The 15,639-nt window shown below is 42.4% G+C and carries 17 protein-coding genes; 8 read left to right on the top strand and 9 right to left on the bottom strand.

What is annotated here, in order from left to right; translation table 11 throughout:
• The 3 genes from ABIN91_RS00340 to ABIN91_RS00330 form a co-directional block, all read right to left on the bottom strand.
• Positions 1-116: hypothetical protein (locus ABIN91_RS00340; protein WP_348047236.1), on the bottom strand; the 116-nt coding region annotated here is incomplete at its 3' end.
• A gap of 257 nt (positions 117-373) precedes the next feature.
• Positions 374-826, bottom strand: coding sequence for a KTSC domain-containing protein (locus ABIN91_RS00335; RefSeq protein WP_348047234.1), 453 nt, complete (start codon positions 824-826; stop codon positions 374-376).
• Positions 827-1,086: 260 nt separating this feature from the next.
• Positions 1,087-1,947, bottom strand: coding sequence for a ThuA domain-containing protein (locus ABIN91_RS00330; protein ID WP_348047232.1), 861 nt, complete (start codon positions 1,945-1,947; stop codon positions 1,087-1,089).
• Positions 1,948-2,377: 430 nt separating this feature from the next.
• On the opposite strand from ABIN91_RS00330, the gene ABIN91_RS00325 reads away from it, so the two are divergent.
• Positions 2,378-2,845 carry a hypothetical protein gene (locus ABIN91_RS00325; protein ID WP_348047230.1) on the top strand — a complete coding sequence of 156 codons (468 nt, stop codon included), beginning with the start codon at positions 2,378-2,380 and terminating at the stop codon, positions 2,843-2,845.
• Between the two features lie 102 nt (positions 2,846-2,947).
• On the opposite strand, the gene ABIN91_RS00320 is transcribed toward ABIN91_RS00325, so the two are convergent.
• The 3 genes from ABIN91_RS00320 to ABIN91_RS00310 all read right to left on the bottom strand — a co-directional run bounded on the left by ABIN91_RS00320 (position 2,948) and on the right by ABIN91_RS00310 (position 5,204).
• The gene (locus ABIN91_RS00320; protein ID WP_348047228.1) at positions 2,948-3,589 is read right to left on the bottom strand and encodes a hypothetical protein; all 642 of its coding nucleotides are present in this window, start codon (positions 3,587-3,589) and stop codon (positions 2,948-2,950) included.
• A gap of 68 nt (positions 3,590-3,657) precedes the next feature.
• Positions 3,658-4,080 carry an OsmC family protein gene (locus ABIN91_RS00315; RefSeq protein WP_348047225.1) on the bottom strand — a complete coding sequence of 141 codons (423 nt, stop codon included), beginning with the start codon at positions 4,078-4,080 and terminating at the stop codon, positions 3,658-3,660.
• Positions 4,081-4,139: 59 nt separating this feature from the next.
• Positions 4,140-5,204 carry an NADH:flavin oxidoreductase/NADH oxidase gene (locus ABIN91_RS00310; RefSeq protein ID WP_348047223.1) on the bottom strand — a complete coding sequence of 355 codons (1,065 nt, stop codon included), beginning with the start codon at positions 5,202-5,204 and terminating at the stop codon, positions 4,140-4,142.
• Positions 5,205-5,282: 78 nt separating this feature from the next.
• On the opposite strand from ABIN91_RS00310, the gene ABIN91_RS00305 reads away from it, so the two are divergent.
• Positions 5,283-6,338 (top strand): MBL fold metallo-hydrolase, encoded by a 1,056-nt coding sequence (locus ABIN91_RS00305; protein ID WP_348047221.1) that lies wholly within the window; start codon positions 5,283-5,285, stop codon positions 6,336-6,338.
• Positions 6,339-6,421: 83 nt separating this feature from the next.
• On the opposite strand, the gene ABIN91_RS00300 is transcribed toward ABIN91_RS00305, so the two are convergent.
• A complete protein-coding gene (locus ABIN91_RS00300; protein WP_348047219.1) occupies positions 6,422-6,730 on the bottom strand; it encodes a hypothetical protein in 309 nt (102 codons plus the stop codon).
• A gap of 227 nt (positions 6,731-6,957) precedes the next feature.
• Here ABIN91_RS00300 and ABIN91_RS00295 point away from each other — a divergent pair, with 227 nt between their 5' ends.
• From ABIN91_RS00295 to ABIN91_RS00275, 5 genes are all read left to right on the top strand, one after another.
• Entirely contained in the window at positions 6,958-7,131 is a 174-nt protein-coding gene (locus tag ABIN91_RS00295; protein WP_348047217.1) for a hypothetical protein, read from the top strand.
• Complete coding sequence (locus ABIN91_RS00290; RefSeq protein ID WP_348047212.1) at positions 7,118-7,585, top strand: hypothetical protein; 468 nt, start codon at positions 7,118-7,120, stop codon at positions 7,583-7,585. The genes ABIN91_RS00295 and ABIN91_RS00290 overlap by 14 nt, the downstream gene beginning before the upstream one ends.
• A gap of 114 nt (positions 7,586-7,699) precedes the next feature.
• The gene (locus ABIN91_RS00285; RefSeq protein ID WP_348047210.1) at positions 7,700-9,061 is read left to right on the top strand and encodes a DUF1080 domain-containing protein; all 1,362 of its coding nucleotides are present in this window, start codon (positions 7,700-7,702) and stop codon (positions 9,059-9,061) included.
• A 25-nt stretch (positions 9,062-9,086) separates the two neighbouring features.
• Complete coding sequence (locus tag ABIN91_RS00280) at positions 9,087-10,442, top strand: Gfo/Idh/MocA family oxidoreductase (protein ID WP_348047208.1); 1,356 nt, start codon at positions 9,087-9,089, stop codon at positions 10,440-10,442.
• Between the two features lie 10 nt (positions 10,443-10,452).
• Complete coding sequence (locus tag ABIN91_RS00275; protein WP_348047206.1) at positions 10,453-11,487, top strand: PmoA family protein; 1,035 nt, start codon at positions 10,453-10,455, stop codon at positions 11,485-11,487.
• 47 nt (positions 11,488-11,534) lie between these two features.
• Here ABIN91_RS00275 and ABIN91_RS00270 read toward each other — a convergent pair whose 3' ends face one another.
• Complete coding sequence (locus tag ABIN91_RS00270; protein ID WP_348047204.1) at positions 11,535-11,987, bottom strand: cupin domain-containing protein; 453 nt, start codon at positions 11,985-11,987, stop codon at positions 11,535-11,537.
• Between the two features lie 130 nt (positions 11,988-12,117).
• On the opposite strand from ABIN91_RS00270, the gene nagB reads away from it, so the two are divergent.
• Positions 12,118-14,037, top strand: coding sequence for a glucosamine-6-phosphate deaminase (nagB, locus tag ABIN91_RS00265; protein ID WP_348047202.1), 1,920 nt, complete (start codon positions 12,118-12,120; stop codon positions 14,035-14,037).
• A 43-nt stretch (positions 14,038-14,080) separates the two neighbouring features.
• Here the strand turns inward: nagB and ABIN91_RS00260 are convergent, their stop codons facing one another.
• Positions 14,081-15,514, bottom strand: a complete 1,434-nt coding sequence (locus ABIN91_RS00260) for a DUF3943 domain-containing protein (RefSeq protein ID WP_348047200.1) — start codon at positions 15,512-15,514, stop codon at positions 14,081-14,083.
• Positions 15,515-15,639: the final 125 nt, after the last annotated feature.

Below are 15,639 nucleotides of genomic sequence, written 5' to 3'. Positions count from 1 at the left end.
ATCATCTTTACTTTCTCGGCATTGATGTCTACACAGATAACCTGGTTACCCGTCTCGGCTAAACATGTTCCTGTTACCAAGCCTACATAGCCCGTGCCTACTACTGCTATTTTCATTGTATATTTTGCTTAAATTGCTTAAAAATTATTTAATATTCACTCACGAAGATAAAATTATTCTGTTATTATCCCATAGCATAAATAGCCAAATTAATTAAATTTTTATATCGCGCACTCCTTTTCTTAGTAAAAAAAGTAAAAATAAAGCTAAATTGATATAAATAATCAAATTATCAACATAAATTAATAACCGCTGAAAACAAAAAATGCCCGCTTAAACCAGCAGGCATTTTAATATCATACAAACCGCTTAATTAAGCGGCAACAACCTCGCGTCTAACAACATTGCGGTAAACAAAAGAATTGAATATATGCCTGCGGGCAAAACGCCCCGGCGAATCGGCATTAACCAGCTTTACATAGGTTGCTTTAGGCACATCGAAATACTCATAGCTGCTACCATCTAAAAAGAACACTTGCAGAGTTTGCGATTTGTACTCAAAATCAGCAATATTAGAAGTGGTAGTGGTTTCAGTATATTCAGCTAAATTTAGTTGACGTGTTTCGGGCGCTATGCTCACTAAAAAGTGGTAAGCCTCAATAATGGTCTTACTTTTTTCTTCCGCCTCTTGCTTTTGCTCATGGCTATCCTGAAATTTATCCGGGTGCCAATCCTTCATCAGGTTGCGGTAAATAGTCTTTAAATCTTTTAACTCAGCGGCTTCCGTTACACCCAGTAACTTTCTGTAATCTACAATTTTTTTCATGATGCTTATTGATTATTCCCATTGAAAGCCATTAACACGCTGATTTTCAAGAAATAATTTTCGCCGCAAAGGTATCATTTTTAAATTAAATTTCTTAATCCGATTGAGAAATTAACACATTGATTATCCAGGCATGCCTCGTAAATAACTTTCATTACCTTTTTCATCGGTAATTAGCCTACCGAGGGCCTTTAAAAAAACCCTGCGTTAGCTGCTGCCGATATAAGTATTGATAATAATAAAAGTGGAACCGGTTCATATTATTGAGTTGCCTTTTTCTTGCTTCCTAACCATATCAAACCGTTCATAATAAACTGGCTTGCGCCTTCGCTATCAAAAGTGTGCGATAACGTTTTGTTGGTTTTATCGTACTTGTGCTCATAATCCATATCGTTATGGCCCATATTCACATAAACCATGTTATAATTTTTATTTGACCAAGCTACGGGGTAATAACCGCTATGCCATATCTCGTGTTGTTTAGGCCCGGTTCCTAAAGGGAAACTCGTAGAATCAATAGCCAACAGGATATCTATATCCGGGTTTTTAGTCAGATCCTTCTCCCAACGATACCATTCATTTGGTGCCGATTTAAAGGTTGCTGGCAAACCTTTAGTTGCCGGATGTTTCTTATCTTCAACCCTTAGCACTGCCGATGTTGGCCTCCATGTATTGCTGCCATATTGGCCAGCGCCTATAAATTCGTTATGATACCAATCCCAATCCTGGTTAAAGGCCGATGGCGTTAAAGCAAATGCCGAAAAGTGAAAACCCATCCACGATCCGCCATTCCGCATAAAAATTTCAAAGGCCGCACGCTGTTCCGGCTGCTCGGGCCGTGTATCTAAAAACAGTATCACCTGGTATTGAGCCAAAAATGCGGCGTTCATATTGTTCCAGTTAGCAGTGGAATCGTAACTAAATTTGTATTTAGCTGCCATCCGGGGGAACCACTGGTTAGCCTCATGCACAAAGCTCACATGTGCCAAATCATCCTTACCGGTATAAAAAGCGATCACTTTAAACTTAGGCTTTTGTGCCGATGCCTGCATAACACAAAGCATCAGCATAAAAATGACCACTGCTTTACTCAATAAATTATGGGTTAGATTTTGTTTCATTATGATAAGTTTAGATCTATTTAAATATCGTATCGACCTGATCGGGCAGGTTATCCTTCAGGGTCCGAATCATATTTACCAAACATAGCTTGTCCTAAATACTTAAAAAAAAACCTCAAAAAACAATTTAAATTATTGATTAATAACATTTTACATCAACTAAATTACGCTTAGATAACAACCTTTATTTACCTAAAGTACTGATAACATGCGTAGTCATGAACGGTAGAAAATTGAATCAATACGTTTAAATCACAATCAAATAAATTGCGCGATCCTATAATAATACTGACCCAGATAGCAGATAACTCAAAATATACATCTAAGTCTACTCAATCATTAATACTTAAATTAACAAGATTAAGCCCGACTGATTATCTTTGGCAGGGTTTCTGCTTGTAAATTCAATCAACCTTAATAATTTAATTTTATGAAACGTTTATTTCAAATTAGCATCACATTTCTAACAGTGATCATATTAGCCACCAGTTGTTCTGTGGTTAATAAAACGGCCGGTGTAGATCGTAGCCGCTTTGTAGGCACCTGGACAATCACCAACGTAACTTATGATGGCATTATTGGCGCAGCTGTATCTAAAGTATTCGATCAGGCATCACCGAATGCTTTTGTAGGCAGTACATGGCAATTAACCAATAGTGGTAATGGCTTATATACCCTGCCTGATGGTACATCGCAAACCATCTACTGGTCGTACTATAACCCGGGTGGCGGCGTACAACCAAACTTCCAATTCAAAAAGGTTTACGAAGGTGATAAAGCCAAAAACATTAACGATGGTTACCGCTTAACAATAGGCCAGGTTGATGCTTCAACCATGACATTGAAAGTACCTGTTACCAGCAATGGCTACGTTGTGTATTCTTTTATCAAGAAATAAGGTAGAATAACTTAAAGAACAAAAATGGGATGCGAATATTCGCATCCCATTTTTGTTTGTACCAATCGGTGAAATCGCCATGTAAATCAGTATAATTCCAAATCAAATCCTTCTAAACGGCCTAATCCTCCTCAACTTCAATTCTCTGTAGAGCAACACTATATATAATATATCGTAAACAAAAATAGCCACAAACAGCAACTGCATTAATGGCGACTGGCTATAAGTTTTAGTCTGCGTATAAAAAGCGATCGAAGCCAGCAAAGTACCCAAACACTTAAATAATGCAATATATATACTTTGCCCATCAACAGATTTTCGCTCCCGTAACATAACAATAAACATTACCGACATCATCAAATTTTGCCCGAAAGCCGCGTAGGCCCCATACTTATCCTTTAAGGCATCGCTCAAAAACACGATGAGCAAACAAGCCAAAGCGAAGCCTAATATAAACTCAAGGTAAAAGGTCCAGGTTCTTTGTACACGTTTTAGTACCGGGCCAAAGCGCAGGTATTGCAATAAGATCATCACATCAAACGCGAACCATACCCTATCAATTATCAATTGCGGAGCCGCATGTGGTAGTACGAAAGAGTAAATAGTTTCCCAGGCCAAATTAGCGAATAGCGCAGCGGCAGGCATACCATAGCTCATGTCCATTATTCCCCGGCGGATGATGAGCAGGTAAGTCAACGTCCAGCACACTCCCGAGCCAATCATGATCTGATCAAAAATCGTCATATAACAAAGGTTATAAAAAAAGGGCGAAACATTTATCATGCTTCACCCTTTAATACGATCTATAACAACTACCCGGCGTAAGTAGCAGTTAAAGTAATAGGCACGTTCAATGCTTTTGATATGATGCAATTCGCTTTAGCGCCTTCGGCAATCTCTTGAAATTTGGCATTATCAACACCATCAATTGCTGATGCTTTTAATTCTAAATGAATCCCGGTGATTGATAAAGCAACCATATCCAGGTCAAGGACAGCTTCGGTATCCAAATCATTAGGTGTAAAACCAGCTTGTGTTAAAGCAGCGCCAACAGCCATAGTAAAGCAACCAGCGTGAGCGGCAGCAATTAATTCTTCCGGATTGGTACCCACGCCGTCGGAAAAACGGGTTTTGAAAGAAAACTGAGTATCATTCAACACGGTGCTTTGGGTTGAAATTTTTCCGGCTCCGGCTTGTAAAGTGCCATTCCAGTGTGCTTTTGCAGTACGTTTCATTGTTATGATTTTAGTTTATTTGATAGGATGAAATTAGTGATTTGTATTTAAACTTTAGGTTACCATTTTGCTCTTTCGTACTGTAAAGGCCATTTAACCTCGTGGCCTAAAACATGCGCGGCACGCAAAGCAAAATGCGGATCGCGTAAATGCTCACGGGCAAGTAGAACCAGGTCGGCCTGTTCGGTTTGGATGATCTGATCAGCTTGCTCCGGTGTAGTGATCATACCAACAGTTCCGGTCAAAAGTCCTGTTTCCTTTTTAACCTTTTCGGCAAACTCAACCTGATATCCCGGCCCAACCGGAATTTTGGCTTTAGCAACATTTCCTCCTGTCGAGCAATCTATCAGGTCAACACCTTTATCTTTCAGGATGGTTGCTAAAGCTACCGAGTCGTACTCCGTCCAGCCACCCGGAGTCCAATCCGTAGCAGATATCCGTACAAACAAAGGATATTCAGCAGGCCATGCATTTCTAACCGCATCAGTTACTTCAAGCAGCAAACGGATACGGTTTTCGAACGAACCTCCGTATTCATCATTACGCACATTACTCAAAGGCGATAAAAACTGATGCAGTAAATAACCATGTGCCGCATGTATCTCTATCACCTTAAAACCCACTTTTATGGATCGGTAGGTAGCTTCTTTAAAATCTTCAATTACTTTGTTAATGCCATCTTTATCTAACTCCAAAGGTTTCTCTTCGCCATCGGTAAAAGCCAACCCACTTGCCGATACCGTTTGCCAACCGCCGCTTAATACAGGTATTTGCTTGCCACCATTCCAGGGTTCAGCATGGCTTGCTTTACGCCCTGCATGTGCCAATTGTACACCAGCAATTGCACCCTGTTGATGGATGAATGTAGTAATCCGCTCCAGCATCTCAATATGCTCATCCTTCCAGATCCCCAGATCTGAAGGTGAAATTCTGCCTTCCGGCGATATTGCCGTAGCTTCGGTAATAATTAAACCAGCGCCGCCGGTAGCAAAAGCGCCTAAATGTACCAGATGCCAATCGTTGGCAAAACCATCCGTGCTCGAATATTCGCACATAGGCGATACCGTTACCCTATTTTTAAGTTCAATACCACGAATACTTAGCGGACTAAAAAGATGTGACATAGTTGTTTTTGTAGTATGATCCAATTTTAACACAAATTTTATTACTCTGGTTTCAATCAACCGAATAAATACTTTGGCATGACTAAAACCTCTTTATATGTCAATCTAATTAAATTACTTTCGAAGCATTACTATAACGCTATGTATTCGTCACCCAATTTCAACGGAAAAGTATTTGTAAACCCCATCCCAACCAAAAGCGGCGGTGATGGCAACATGATGAAGCTTATTGCCGAAGCTCTAAAAAAACACCCCAACACCAAACCAGCCAAAACTCCCGGCCCTTTCCCGGTTGATTATGATAAGCTATACAAATTGCCCGCCGAAGAATTACGCATAACCTGGCTCGGCCATTCAGGGTTGCTTATTGAAATTGATGGCAAACGTTTTTTAACCGATCCGGTTTATCGCGCTGCATCACCCGTGCAATTTGCCGGGCCGAAACGCTTTTTCTCCGCGCCAATTCCACTGGATAAGATGCCGCACCTTGACGGGATCATTATCTCGCACGATCATTACGATCACCTCGATGATAAAACCGTGATTGAGCTGTCCAAAAAGGGAACTCCATTTTACACATCGTTAGGCGTTGGCCCGATACTGGAAAAATGGGGAATCCCCAAACAACAGATCACAGAGTTTGATTGGTGGCAGGAGCTGGATTTAGGCGATGGCTTTAAAATAACCGCGGCGCCAGCACGCCACTTTTCGGGCCGGAGCATGTTTAACCGCAACCAAACCCTTTGGGCATCATACGCCATCAAGGGCCCCATACACAACGTGTATTACGGTGCCGATTCGGGCATCCACCCGCTATTCAAAGAGATCGGAGAAAAGCTTGGACCCTTTGATATCAGCATGCTTGAAGTAGGCGCTTATAATGATCTTTGGCAGGACATTCACATGGGACCCGATAATGCTACCGATGCCCAACTGGCACTCAAATCAACCATCATGATGCCCATCCACTGGGGAACATTCAACTTAGCTTTCCACACCTGGACATATCCCGCCGAACGTGTTATAGATTGCGCAACGGAAAAGAATATCGATTTACTATTACCCGCTCCGGGCGAAACCTACACCTACAATGGCAAAGGCTATATCAATAAATGGTGGGAAGCATTTATGTAAGAGTTTTTAAACAGAAGGGTAAATACTAATATCGAATACTGAATTTCGAATATCCAATCTTATAATTCAGTGTTCGGTATTTATCAAACCGCAATCTCCCTATCAACGCTGGGGTCATCGGGTAATATCTCCATTTCCGGGTATCCCATGTAATTGGCGTACCATCTAATAGCGTGTATCATATCCAAAGCGTCATCAGCCTTAATGTTTACCGTTTCAAAAACCATCAGCGCACCTTTAATGTATCCATAAAGCTGTATCTCATTAGGTTCGGCTTCATATTTGATATTGTTAAGGCAAAACACTTTTATCTTCAGCTCCGTATTGCGCGAAAATATAATATCCGGCGATCCATCTGCCCCAGTCAATAAAAGATATACCTCATCGCTCATATTGGGTTAACATCTCATTAACAATATATGTTTACATTATTTATCAAAAAAAACTATCTATTTAATGAGCCACTCTCTCCTATTTCTGTTTGAGTTAAAATTTTATTCAACTAAAACAATCCATACCAAATACTGCTTTTATATCTATATGAAATTATCGGGGAAAATAAATTCAACAAATACCCTTCCCGGTATCTTTATCACTTTTAAAACTAATAAATTTCAACATGAAAAAATTACACATAGTGCCCTTAATGCTCCTGCTTATGGTAGTTCTAAGCAGTTGTTCTGTTATCACAGGTATATTTAAAGCCGGTGCCGTTGTTGGTATAATAGCCATATTAGTGGTTATAGGTATTATCTTCTGGATCTTTTCCATGTTTACGGGTGGCAAGCAATAATACCATTACTATGGATGTTACGATCAAAAATCAAACGGATCTGAAGCTCGAAATCGTTAGGTTAAAGGGCATCACATCCCAACAGGAAACGAGTATCAAACAACGCTTCAATAGTCCCCGAGCCATCTTGGGGACTATTACTTCACTATTCAAAGGTAAAAATGCCGGCACTCTTACCTTGCCGGGAAAAGACATTACCGCCTGGCTCTCCAAATTTCTATTGCCCCTCACACTCAATAAAACACTGTTCCGCAAATCAAGTTTCCTTGTTAAGTCTTTGATTGGTTTACTTTCCCATAAGGCATCTGGCCTCGTGAACGATAAAACAGTAAGTACCCTTTGGGATAAAGTAAAAGACATACTGCCCAATACTTTGGTTCAAAAATTTTCCCCCAAAAAGGACAAACCCTTTTACAGGCTATCTTCACCAAAGCCTAAAAAAACCGACAATTAAGAATACAATGATGTAAATAACACTGATAAATAAAGTGTTGCGTTAACAAGCATTTAATTAAGTATTTATTACATTTACTTACCTAAGTTATTCTTCAAATTTATCTGCCTTGTTATGAAAAAAAGCAACCTTGTTGTGCTATGCATTTTATTGTGCGCCCTATCCTCTCAATTACATGCCCAAACCTGGAAAAGCCTGTTCGATGGTAAAACACTGAACGGTTGGAAACAATTGGCCGGCAAAGCCGATTACAAAGCCGAGGACGGCACCATTGTAGGTGCAACCGTAATGAACTCTGGCAATTCATTCCTGGTTACCGAAAAAGAATACGGCGATTTTGTTTTAGAACTGGATGCCAAAATAGAAAGTACACTCAGCAATTCAGGTATACAAACCCGCAGTCATTTCAACACTAATGGGCATACCGGCAAAGTTTATGGTCGCCAGGTAGAAATTGACCCATCAGAACGTGCATGGTCTGGTGGTATCTATGATGAAGCGCGCCGCGATTGGTTATACCCATTAGACTTGAACCCCCAAGCAAAAACAGCATTCAAAGTAGGCGAATACAACCACATCAAAATAGAATGCATTGGCCGCGAAATGAAAACCTGGATCAACAACATCCCCGTTGCTTACGTGATTGACACTGTTGATAAAACCGGCTTTATCGGCTTACAAGTACACGCCGTTACCACAAAAGAGCAGGAGGGCAAAAAGGTATATTTCAAAAACATCAAAATACAAACCACCAACTTAAAATCAACGCCGTTCCCGGCAAATATTTACGTGGTTAACAATGTATCCAATTATCTCAGCAACTACGAAAAACAGCACGGCTGGAATTTATTGTTCGATGGCAAATCCTCAACCGGCTGGATCAGCGCCAAAGGAACAGCCTTCCCCGCCAAAGGCTGGCAAATAGGCAACGGTACCTTAATGGTTTTAGCCTCCGAGGGTAAAGAAGCCCAAAACGGCGGTGATATTGTAACCACAAAACAGTTCGGCGCGTTTGATCTTTCGTTCGAATTTAAACTTACACCCGGAGCCAACAGCGGTGTAAAATATTTTGTAACCCTGGCTGATAAAACAGAAGGATCAAGCATTGGTTTAGAGTATCAGGTTTTAGATGATGAACTGCACCCCGATGCCAAATTGGGCCTTAACGGCGATCGTACACTGGCATCCCTCTATGATCTTTTTCCATCCACCAAACCCAAACGCTTTATACACCCCATTGGCCAATGGAATACCGGCCGCGTGGTAGTGTACCCGGATAACCGGGTTGAGCATTATTTAAACGGCGTTAAAGTATTGGAGTACACGCGCGGCTCTAAAACGTTTAATGATGCCGTAGCGATAAGCAAATACAAAATTTGGCCCAACTTCGGTTTAGCTAAACAAGGCCATTTGCTTTTTCAGGATCATGGCAACCAGGTTACCTACCGCAGCATCAAAATCAAAGAATTGAAATAATAAACCTCATTAAAAATCTATTCTAATGGAAGATTCTCGTCGCAAATTCATTAAGCAATCGGCACTGGTTACTGCCGGTTTGTTGGCATCAAAGGTTAGCTGGTCGGCCAAAAGTTACAGCCGTATTATGGGTGCAAACGATAGGGTACGCGTAGGAGTGGTCGGTTTTTCCGACAGGCATAAAAGCACACACATCCCCTGCTTTATGAACCACTACAAAGAATTGAACTTTGATGTGGTAGCCGTATCCGACATCTGGAACCGCCGCCGCGAAGAAGGCGCCGCCGCGTGGAAAGAAAAAATGGGCCACGATATCGTAGCCTGCCGCAACAACGATGAACTCTATAGCAAAAAGCTGGTGGATGCTGTTTTTATCAGTACCGCCGATTTTCAGCATGCTTACCATGCCGCCGAAGCCGTTAAAGCGGGTTGCGACGCTTACGTAGAAAAACCCTTTGCCGAAACCATGGAAGATAATCGCTATGCGTTCAAAGTAATTAAAGCGAGCGACAGGATCGTACAAATTGGCTCGCAAAGGCGAAGCGGCTCAAACTATATGGCCGCCGAGGAGTTTATTAAATCAGGAAAGTTTGGGCCCATTACGATGGTAGAACTTAGCTGGAACGTGAACCAGCCCGGCCGCTGGCGCAGGCCCGATGTTGTGCCGATGTTAAAAGAAGCCGATACCGATTGGAAGCGATTTTTGATCAACCGCCCTAACGATACGTTTGACCCGAGGAAGTACTTGGAGTTCCGTTTGTTTTGGCCCTATTCATCCGGTTTGCCGGGACAATGGATGAGTCACCAGATTGATACTGTACACTGGTTCAGCGGCCTTAAACATCCGCGCAGCGTAGTAGCCAATGGCGGCATTTACGCCTGGAAAGATGGCCGTAAAAACTGGGATACCATTTCGGCAGTATTTGATTATGGCCCGTTGGACGATGCTTCAAATGGTTTCCAGGTGACATTCGGCTCACGCATGCATAATGGCGATGAGCACCCGGCCGAGATCTATTATTCAAACGGAGGCGAGCTGAACCTCAATACCAACATGGTATCTCCAAAAGGTGGCCTTACGGATAAAATGGCAAAAGCCATGGATATGAAAGCTAATTTATTACCCGAGGTTGCGCTAAGTAACACCGAAGCAGCCGTAGTATCGGCCAACACTGGCGGCGATAAGCTCACATCAAACCACGTGCGCAACTGGATGGAATGCGTCCGCAGCCGCAAACAACCACATGCCCCAGTTGAAGCAGGTTACAGCCACTCCATCGCCACCATCATGACCAATGCCGCCGTTCATACCGGAGCCAAAGTTACCTTCGACGAAAAAACACAGGAAGTAATGGCCGATGGCAAAGTGTTTAAATTTTAATATTACGATAATGAAACTAAATTTAACCGGATTAATAAGCATTATAGCAGTCACTGGCGTAATGGCTCAAAAGCCGCAGCAGGTAAAAGTGATTAAGCAAAAGAATCAAAACAAAATCGATATCTTGATCGGCGGCAAGCCCTTCACCAGTTTTTTGTATCCCGATAGTTTAGAGAAACCGGTACTATATCCTGTGCATGCGGCAAACGGAACCGTGGTTACCCGTGGCTTCCCATTAAACCCACAGCCCGGCGACCCGACTGATCACCCGCACCACATCGGTATCTGGTTCAACTATGAAAACCTGAATAAGCTTGATTTCTGGAATAACTCTTACGCCATTAAGCCTGAGAAAAAGAAAGATTACGGCTGGGTAAAAACCGATAAGATACTGGAAACCGCTGATGGCACAACCGGTAAACTAACCTACCATGCCAACTGGACAGATCAGCAAAACAACGTGATACTGAAAGAAACCACACATCTCGAATTTAGCGGCAACGAAAATGAGCGGGTTATAGATCGCGTAACGGTTTTAAAGGCTGTTAAAGATGCCACATTCTTCGATGCTAAAGATGGACTTTTAGGCTTGCGATTGGCCCATGCCCTGCAAATGCCCGCCACCGAAGATCAGAAGTTTACCGATAACAAAGGCAATGTAACCATAGTAAAAGCTGGTACAGATCATGTAGCCAATGGCAATTACATCACCAGCGCAGGTAAACATGGTAACGATGCCTGGTCGAGCCGTGCAGTATGGTGCAAGGTATACGGTAAAATGGGTAAAGATTCAATAAGTATCAGCATTATCGACCATCCCGGAAACACCAATTATCCAACCTTTTGGCATGCACGCGGCTATGGCCTGTTTGCCGCCAACCCTTTAGGTGAGCAAATATTCACCAAGGGAAAATCAGTTAAAAATCTGCACCTAAATATCGGCGAATCGGCAACATTTAAATATCGTATAGTTGTAGCCAATAGCCCACACACCACAACTGGTGGGCAGCTAACGCAATACGCGGTTCAGTTTGCTTTGAAATAACACATCAAATAATCATGTCATTTCGTACTTCGTTTGAAATGACATGATTATTTAACCACTTTCTCCGTTTTATCCGTCCTCCATTTCAAAGCATAATAGGTTGCGGTACCTGCACCTACATTCTTAATATTATGCAAAGTATTAGCCGCCTGGAAAATGACCGAACCTGCTCCGGCACGTTTCAATTCTCCATTTACTAAAACCTCAACAGTTCCTTCCTTTACAATGGTGAGTTCTTCTTCGGGATGCTGATGTGGCGGGTGTGCAATTTCGCCTACATTAAGTGTGCTCACATGGCACTCCAGGTTATTCAGAGTTTTTGTCGGCGAATCAAAAAATTGCCGTTTTTCGCCTGTTTTGGTTTTAGTTACTTTAATGTCATTCCAATCAAATACCGCTGATGGCATCTCTGCCTGTTGCTTGTAGCCAGCTATCATAGCCATTGGTATACACATAATTAAAGCCGTTATGGCAACTAAGTAAATTTCTCTGCGAGTCATGACTTCGGTGGGTTTGGGTTTAAGATAACATTTATTCAATATTATAAATAATTTAAATTATGCGTTTGTTTGCAGTTTTAAATTTTGAAATATCTACCTTTAAAATTTATTTAGCACATCATCATATTATATGGCCAGGTTAAATTTATTAGAAGAAACACGTTTTGAAAAATTAGCTGTTAAAGTTTACCCCGATCAAAAAACAGCCTCAGTAACGGTAGCAAAACGCATTGCTGATCTCATCCGCGCCAAGCAGCAAAAAGGCGAAAAAACTGTATTAGGCCTGGCCACCGGTGTAACCCCCATAGCGGTATATGCCGAACTGGTACGCTTACACAAAGAAGAAGGCCTGAGCTTCCAAAACGTGATCACCTTTAACCTGGACGAATACTACCCCATGAAACCTACCGCGGCCCAAAGCTACGTTACTTTCATGAACGAGAACTTATTCAACCATATCGATATCAATAAAAATAACATCCACGTTCCGGATGGTACTTTAAAGCAGGAGTATATACAAGCTTATTGCTACGAGTACGAACAAAAAATAACCGCTTTAGGTGGCTTGGATATGCAGATCCTGGGTATCGGCCGTACCGGTCACATCGGCTTTAACGAGCCCGGCTCAGCGCCAAACTCAGGCACACGCCTGGTTACTTTGGATGATTTGACCCGTAACGATGCTTCACGCGATTTCGGTGGTAAAGAAAAGGTTCCTACCAAAGCCATTACCATGGGTGTAGGCACCATATTCAAGGCCCGCGAAATTATCCTGATGGCCTGGAGCCAAAAAAAGGCGCCAATTATCAAAAAAGCAGTTGAAGGTGAAATATCCGGCGAAGTACCTGCTACCTATCTGCAACTGTCAGATCATGTTGAGTTTATCCTGGACGAAGGTGCAGCATCGGCCCTAACCCGCTTTGATACCCCTTGGTTAGTTAAGGATTGCGAATGGACCAACTCGCTTAAAAAGAAAGCCGTTATCTGGCTTGCCGGAGCGGTTAATAAACCCATCCTAAAACTCACCGAAGACGATTATAACAACCACGGCATGGCCCAGCTTGCCGTAGAACAGGGTCCGGCTTACGATATCAACATCGATATTTTTAACCAGATCCAACATACCATTACCGGTTGGCCCGGAGGTAAGCCAAATGCGGATGACAGCCAGCGGCCAGAGCGTGCAAACCCTGCTAAAAAACGCTCCATCGTATTCTCGCCCCACCCGGATGATGATGTGATATCAATGGGCGGTACTTTTATCAGGTTGGTTGATCAGGGCCACGATGTGCATGTGGCTTACCAAACATCAGGCAATACCGCCGTTTGGGATGATGATGTACTCCGCTACATGGAGTTCGCTATAGACTTTAACAACAGTATTGGCGACGATGTAACTCATTTAAAAGGCATTTACGAAGACATGCGCAAGTTCTTCTTAACCAAACAACCTAACCAGGTTGATACGCCCGAAGTGCGCGATGTAAAAGGCTTCATCCGCAAAAGCGAGGCCATATCAGGCGCGCGCTATGCCGGTTTGCACGATGATCATATCCACTTTATGGCATTACCTTTTTACGAAACCGGTAAAACCCAAAAGGCCAAAGTTGACGAAGCCGATATACAGCAAACTATTGATCTGCTCCAGGCTATAAAACCTCACCAGATTTTCGCCGCTGGCGATTTTGCCGATCCGCATGGTACGCATATTGTTTGCTTCAACATCATTTTAGCGGCCCTGAAAAGGTTACAGCTTACCGAAGACTGGGTTAAAGATTGCTGGTTATGGATGTACCGCGGCGCATGGCACGAGTTTGCTACCCACGAAATTGAAATGGCCGTACCCCTGTCACCGCAAGAGGTTACCCGCAAACGCAACGCCATATTCAAGCATCAATCGCAAAAAGACTTACCGGTTTTCCCGGGAGATGATGCACGTGAATTTTGGGTTAGGGCCGAAGATCGTAACCGCGAAACAGCCCTACGCTACGATAAGCTTGGCCTTTCAGAATACGAAGCCATGGAAGCTTTTGTAAGATATAAGTTCTAATAAAACTCAGTGTCACCGGTGGTTAATTAAATCACCGGGGGCACTACTTTAAAGTCACGCTATACCGTACCGATGCCCTTACATAAGGGTAAGTATTATTCACCTCCGGGTGTTCTTTATAATGCCCCTTCAGTATAAAATAACCCGGCTCAACACCCAAAGCAAAATTCTTATTAAATGCGTACCTAACCTCGTTTGATACGGTGTGCAAAAAGTAATGCGAATTGTTCCCATTAATGGTTTTCACCCAGCCGCCACGGTAATTAATGGTATAAAAAAACGCGTCGCCTAAATTGATCCCACCGCTCCCGTTAACAGATAACCCCGAACCATAATCATAATCACGGCCTTTGTAAAGATACTTATCGGGCACGGCAGCTAATAGGATAGGCCCAACGCCAACATTGGTATTAAACTTAATTTTACGGCTCAAAACAAACTGCGATATCAGGTTCATCTTAACACTTTGCGCGCTGTAAAAAAAGGCCGCGTTACGTATAAAATCATAATTTGCTGATAAAATAGCCAGGTGTTTCATACTGCTATCCCTGCTCAATTCCCATCCTACTAATGATCCGTACACACTCACGGTATTCACATTCGAACTGTCATCCTTACCCATCTCCACATTGATCATAATATTGCTGAACGCCTTTTTATAATCTTCATAAGGGGTACCATATAACAAACTCGCGTGCCCATACCAGCCAAAACTTCCGTTCGTATTATTCACACCAAAACGCCGTGCACCAATATCAATGTTAAAGGCTACTTTTGACGAATCCCGCTCGTTAGAGTTGCGCATTACCTTTCCCCACTTACCATCCATTATCCTGTTCAAGCCATTAGTTGGGTTAACCAGCAAGGCACATACCTCACTTAATTGCCGCTTAAATCCACGGCTGCGGTTGTTTACAATTTTATTGGATAAGCGGTATGTCATCTCACCCAAAACTATCCCGCCAAAGCTGGTATTGATAAAATCGTTAGGCGCGGGTGCCTGCACTTCAGCGAAGGTTTCCCAAAGATAGCTTCCTACAAATGCCGCCGGTACCGATTCCCAAAACGTATAACCATTAGTACGGAACGAGCTGAAATAATAACTCCCATGGTAAGGGTGCCCAAACTGGTTAGTTTGAAAAGGGTCGTTATCCCATTCCCAATGCGCCGGGTTCAAATTATAGCCTACTGTTTTAAATGATATTTTAGCATAATCTTCATTCCGGATATACCGGTCTAAACTCCACACAAAAACCTCATCAACGCCAAGCTCTATCGCGGCCCTCCCGAAATGCTTTTTATCCATCAAACTATCGCGTCTGGCAATCCGGCGCAATTTAGCCTGACTAAGCTTTTGTGTTTCAAAAGGTAATTGTGCCTTAACCTGCAATGGAGGAGCAAGCATATCTATCACTAATAAAACCAACAGTGCTTTAAGGCACAAGCCAAAATTCAGATCAGGGAGGGTTGAACTCATATTTCAACAATAAATCAGGGCGGTTAATAACCCAATTTGGTATCGGTATATAATGATATTAGAACCAGTATTGCGGCATTTAGTTTTACTACATACCATATATTTAAAATACTTTACCTATATAA

This window comes from Mucilaginibacter sp., from assembly GCF_039921305.1.
Lineage (GTDB): Bacteria > Bacteroidota > Bacteroidia > Sphingobacteriales > Sphingobacteriaceae > Mucilaginibacter.
Note: the sequence above shows the minus strand (reverse complement) of the source record. Positions and strands in the feature narration are given on the sequence as shown.

Coding starts and splice junctions, on each gene's coding strand:
- ABIN91_RS00305 (WP_348047221.1), top strand. CDS start 5,283: ATGACTAAAACCTCTTTATATGTCAATCTAATTAAATTACTTTCGAAG.
- ABIN91_RS00280 (WP_348047208.1), top strand. CDS start 9,087: ATGGAAGATTCTCGTCGCAAATTCATTAAGCAATCGGCACTGGTTACT.
- ABIN91_RS00300 (WP_348047219.1), bottom strand. CDS start 6,730: ATGAGCGATGAGGTATATCTTTTATTGACTGGGGCAGATGGATCGCCG.
- ABIN91_RS00270 (WP_348047204.1), bottom strand. CDS start 11,987: ATGACTCGCAGAGAAATTTACTTAGTTGCCATAACGGCTTTAATTATG.
- nagB (WP_348047202.1), top strand. CDS start 12,118: ATGGCCAGGTTAAATTTATTAGAAGAAACACGTTTTGAAAAATTAGCT.
- ABIN91_RS00315 (WP_348047225.1), bottom strand. CDS start 4,080: ATGAAACGTACTGCAAAAGCACACTGGAATGGCACTTTACAAGCCGGA.
- ABIN91_RS00325 (WP_348047230.1), top strand. CDS start 2,378: ATGAAACGTTTATTTCAAATTAGCATCACATTTCTAACAGTGATCATA.
- ABIN91_RS00285 (WP_348047210.1), top strand. CDS start 7,700: ATGAAAAAAAGCAACCTTGTTGTGCTATGCATTTTATTGTGCGCCCTA.
- ABIN91_RS00310 (WP_348047223.1), bottom strand. CDS start 5,204: ATGTCACATCTTTTTAGTCCGCTAAGTATTCGTGGTATTGAACTTAAA.
- ABIN91_RS00295 (WP_348047217.1), top strand. CDS start 6,958: ATGAAAAAATTACACATAGTGCCCTTAATGCTCCTGCTTATGGTAGTT.
- ABIN91_RS00320 (WP_348047228.1), bottom strand. CDS start 3,589: ATGACGATTTTTGATCAGATCATGATTGGCTCGGGAGTGTGCTGGACG.
- ABIN91_RS00275 (WP_348047206.1), top strand. CDS start 10,453: ATGAAACTAAATTTAACCGGATTAATAAGCATTATAGCAGTCACTGGC.
- ABIN91_RS00260 (WP_348047200.1), bottom strand. CDS start 15,514: ATGAGTTCAACCCTCCCTGATCTGAATTTTGGCTTGTGCCTTAAAGCA.
- ABIN91_RS00335 (WP_348047234.1), bottom strand. CDS start 826: ATGAAAAAAATTGTAGATTACAGAAAGTTACTGGGTGTAACGGAAGCC.
- ABIN91_RS00330 (WP_348047232.1), bottom strand. CDS start 1,947: ATGAAACAAAATCTAACCCATAATTTATTGAGTAAAGCAGTGGTCATT.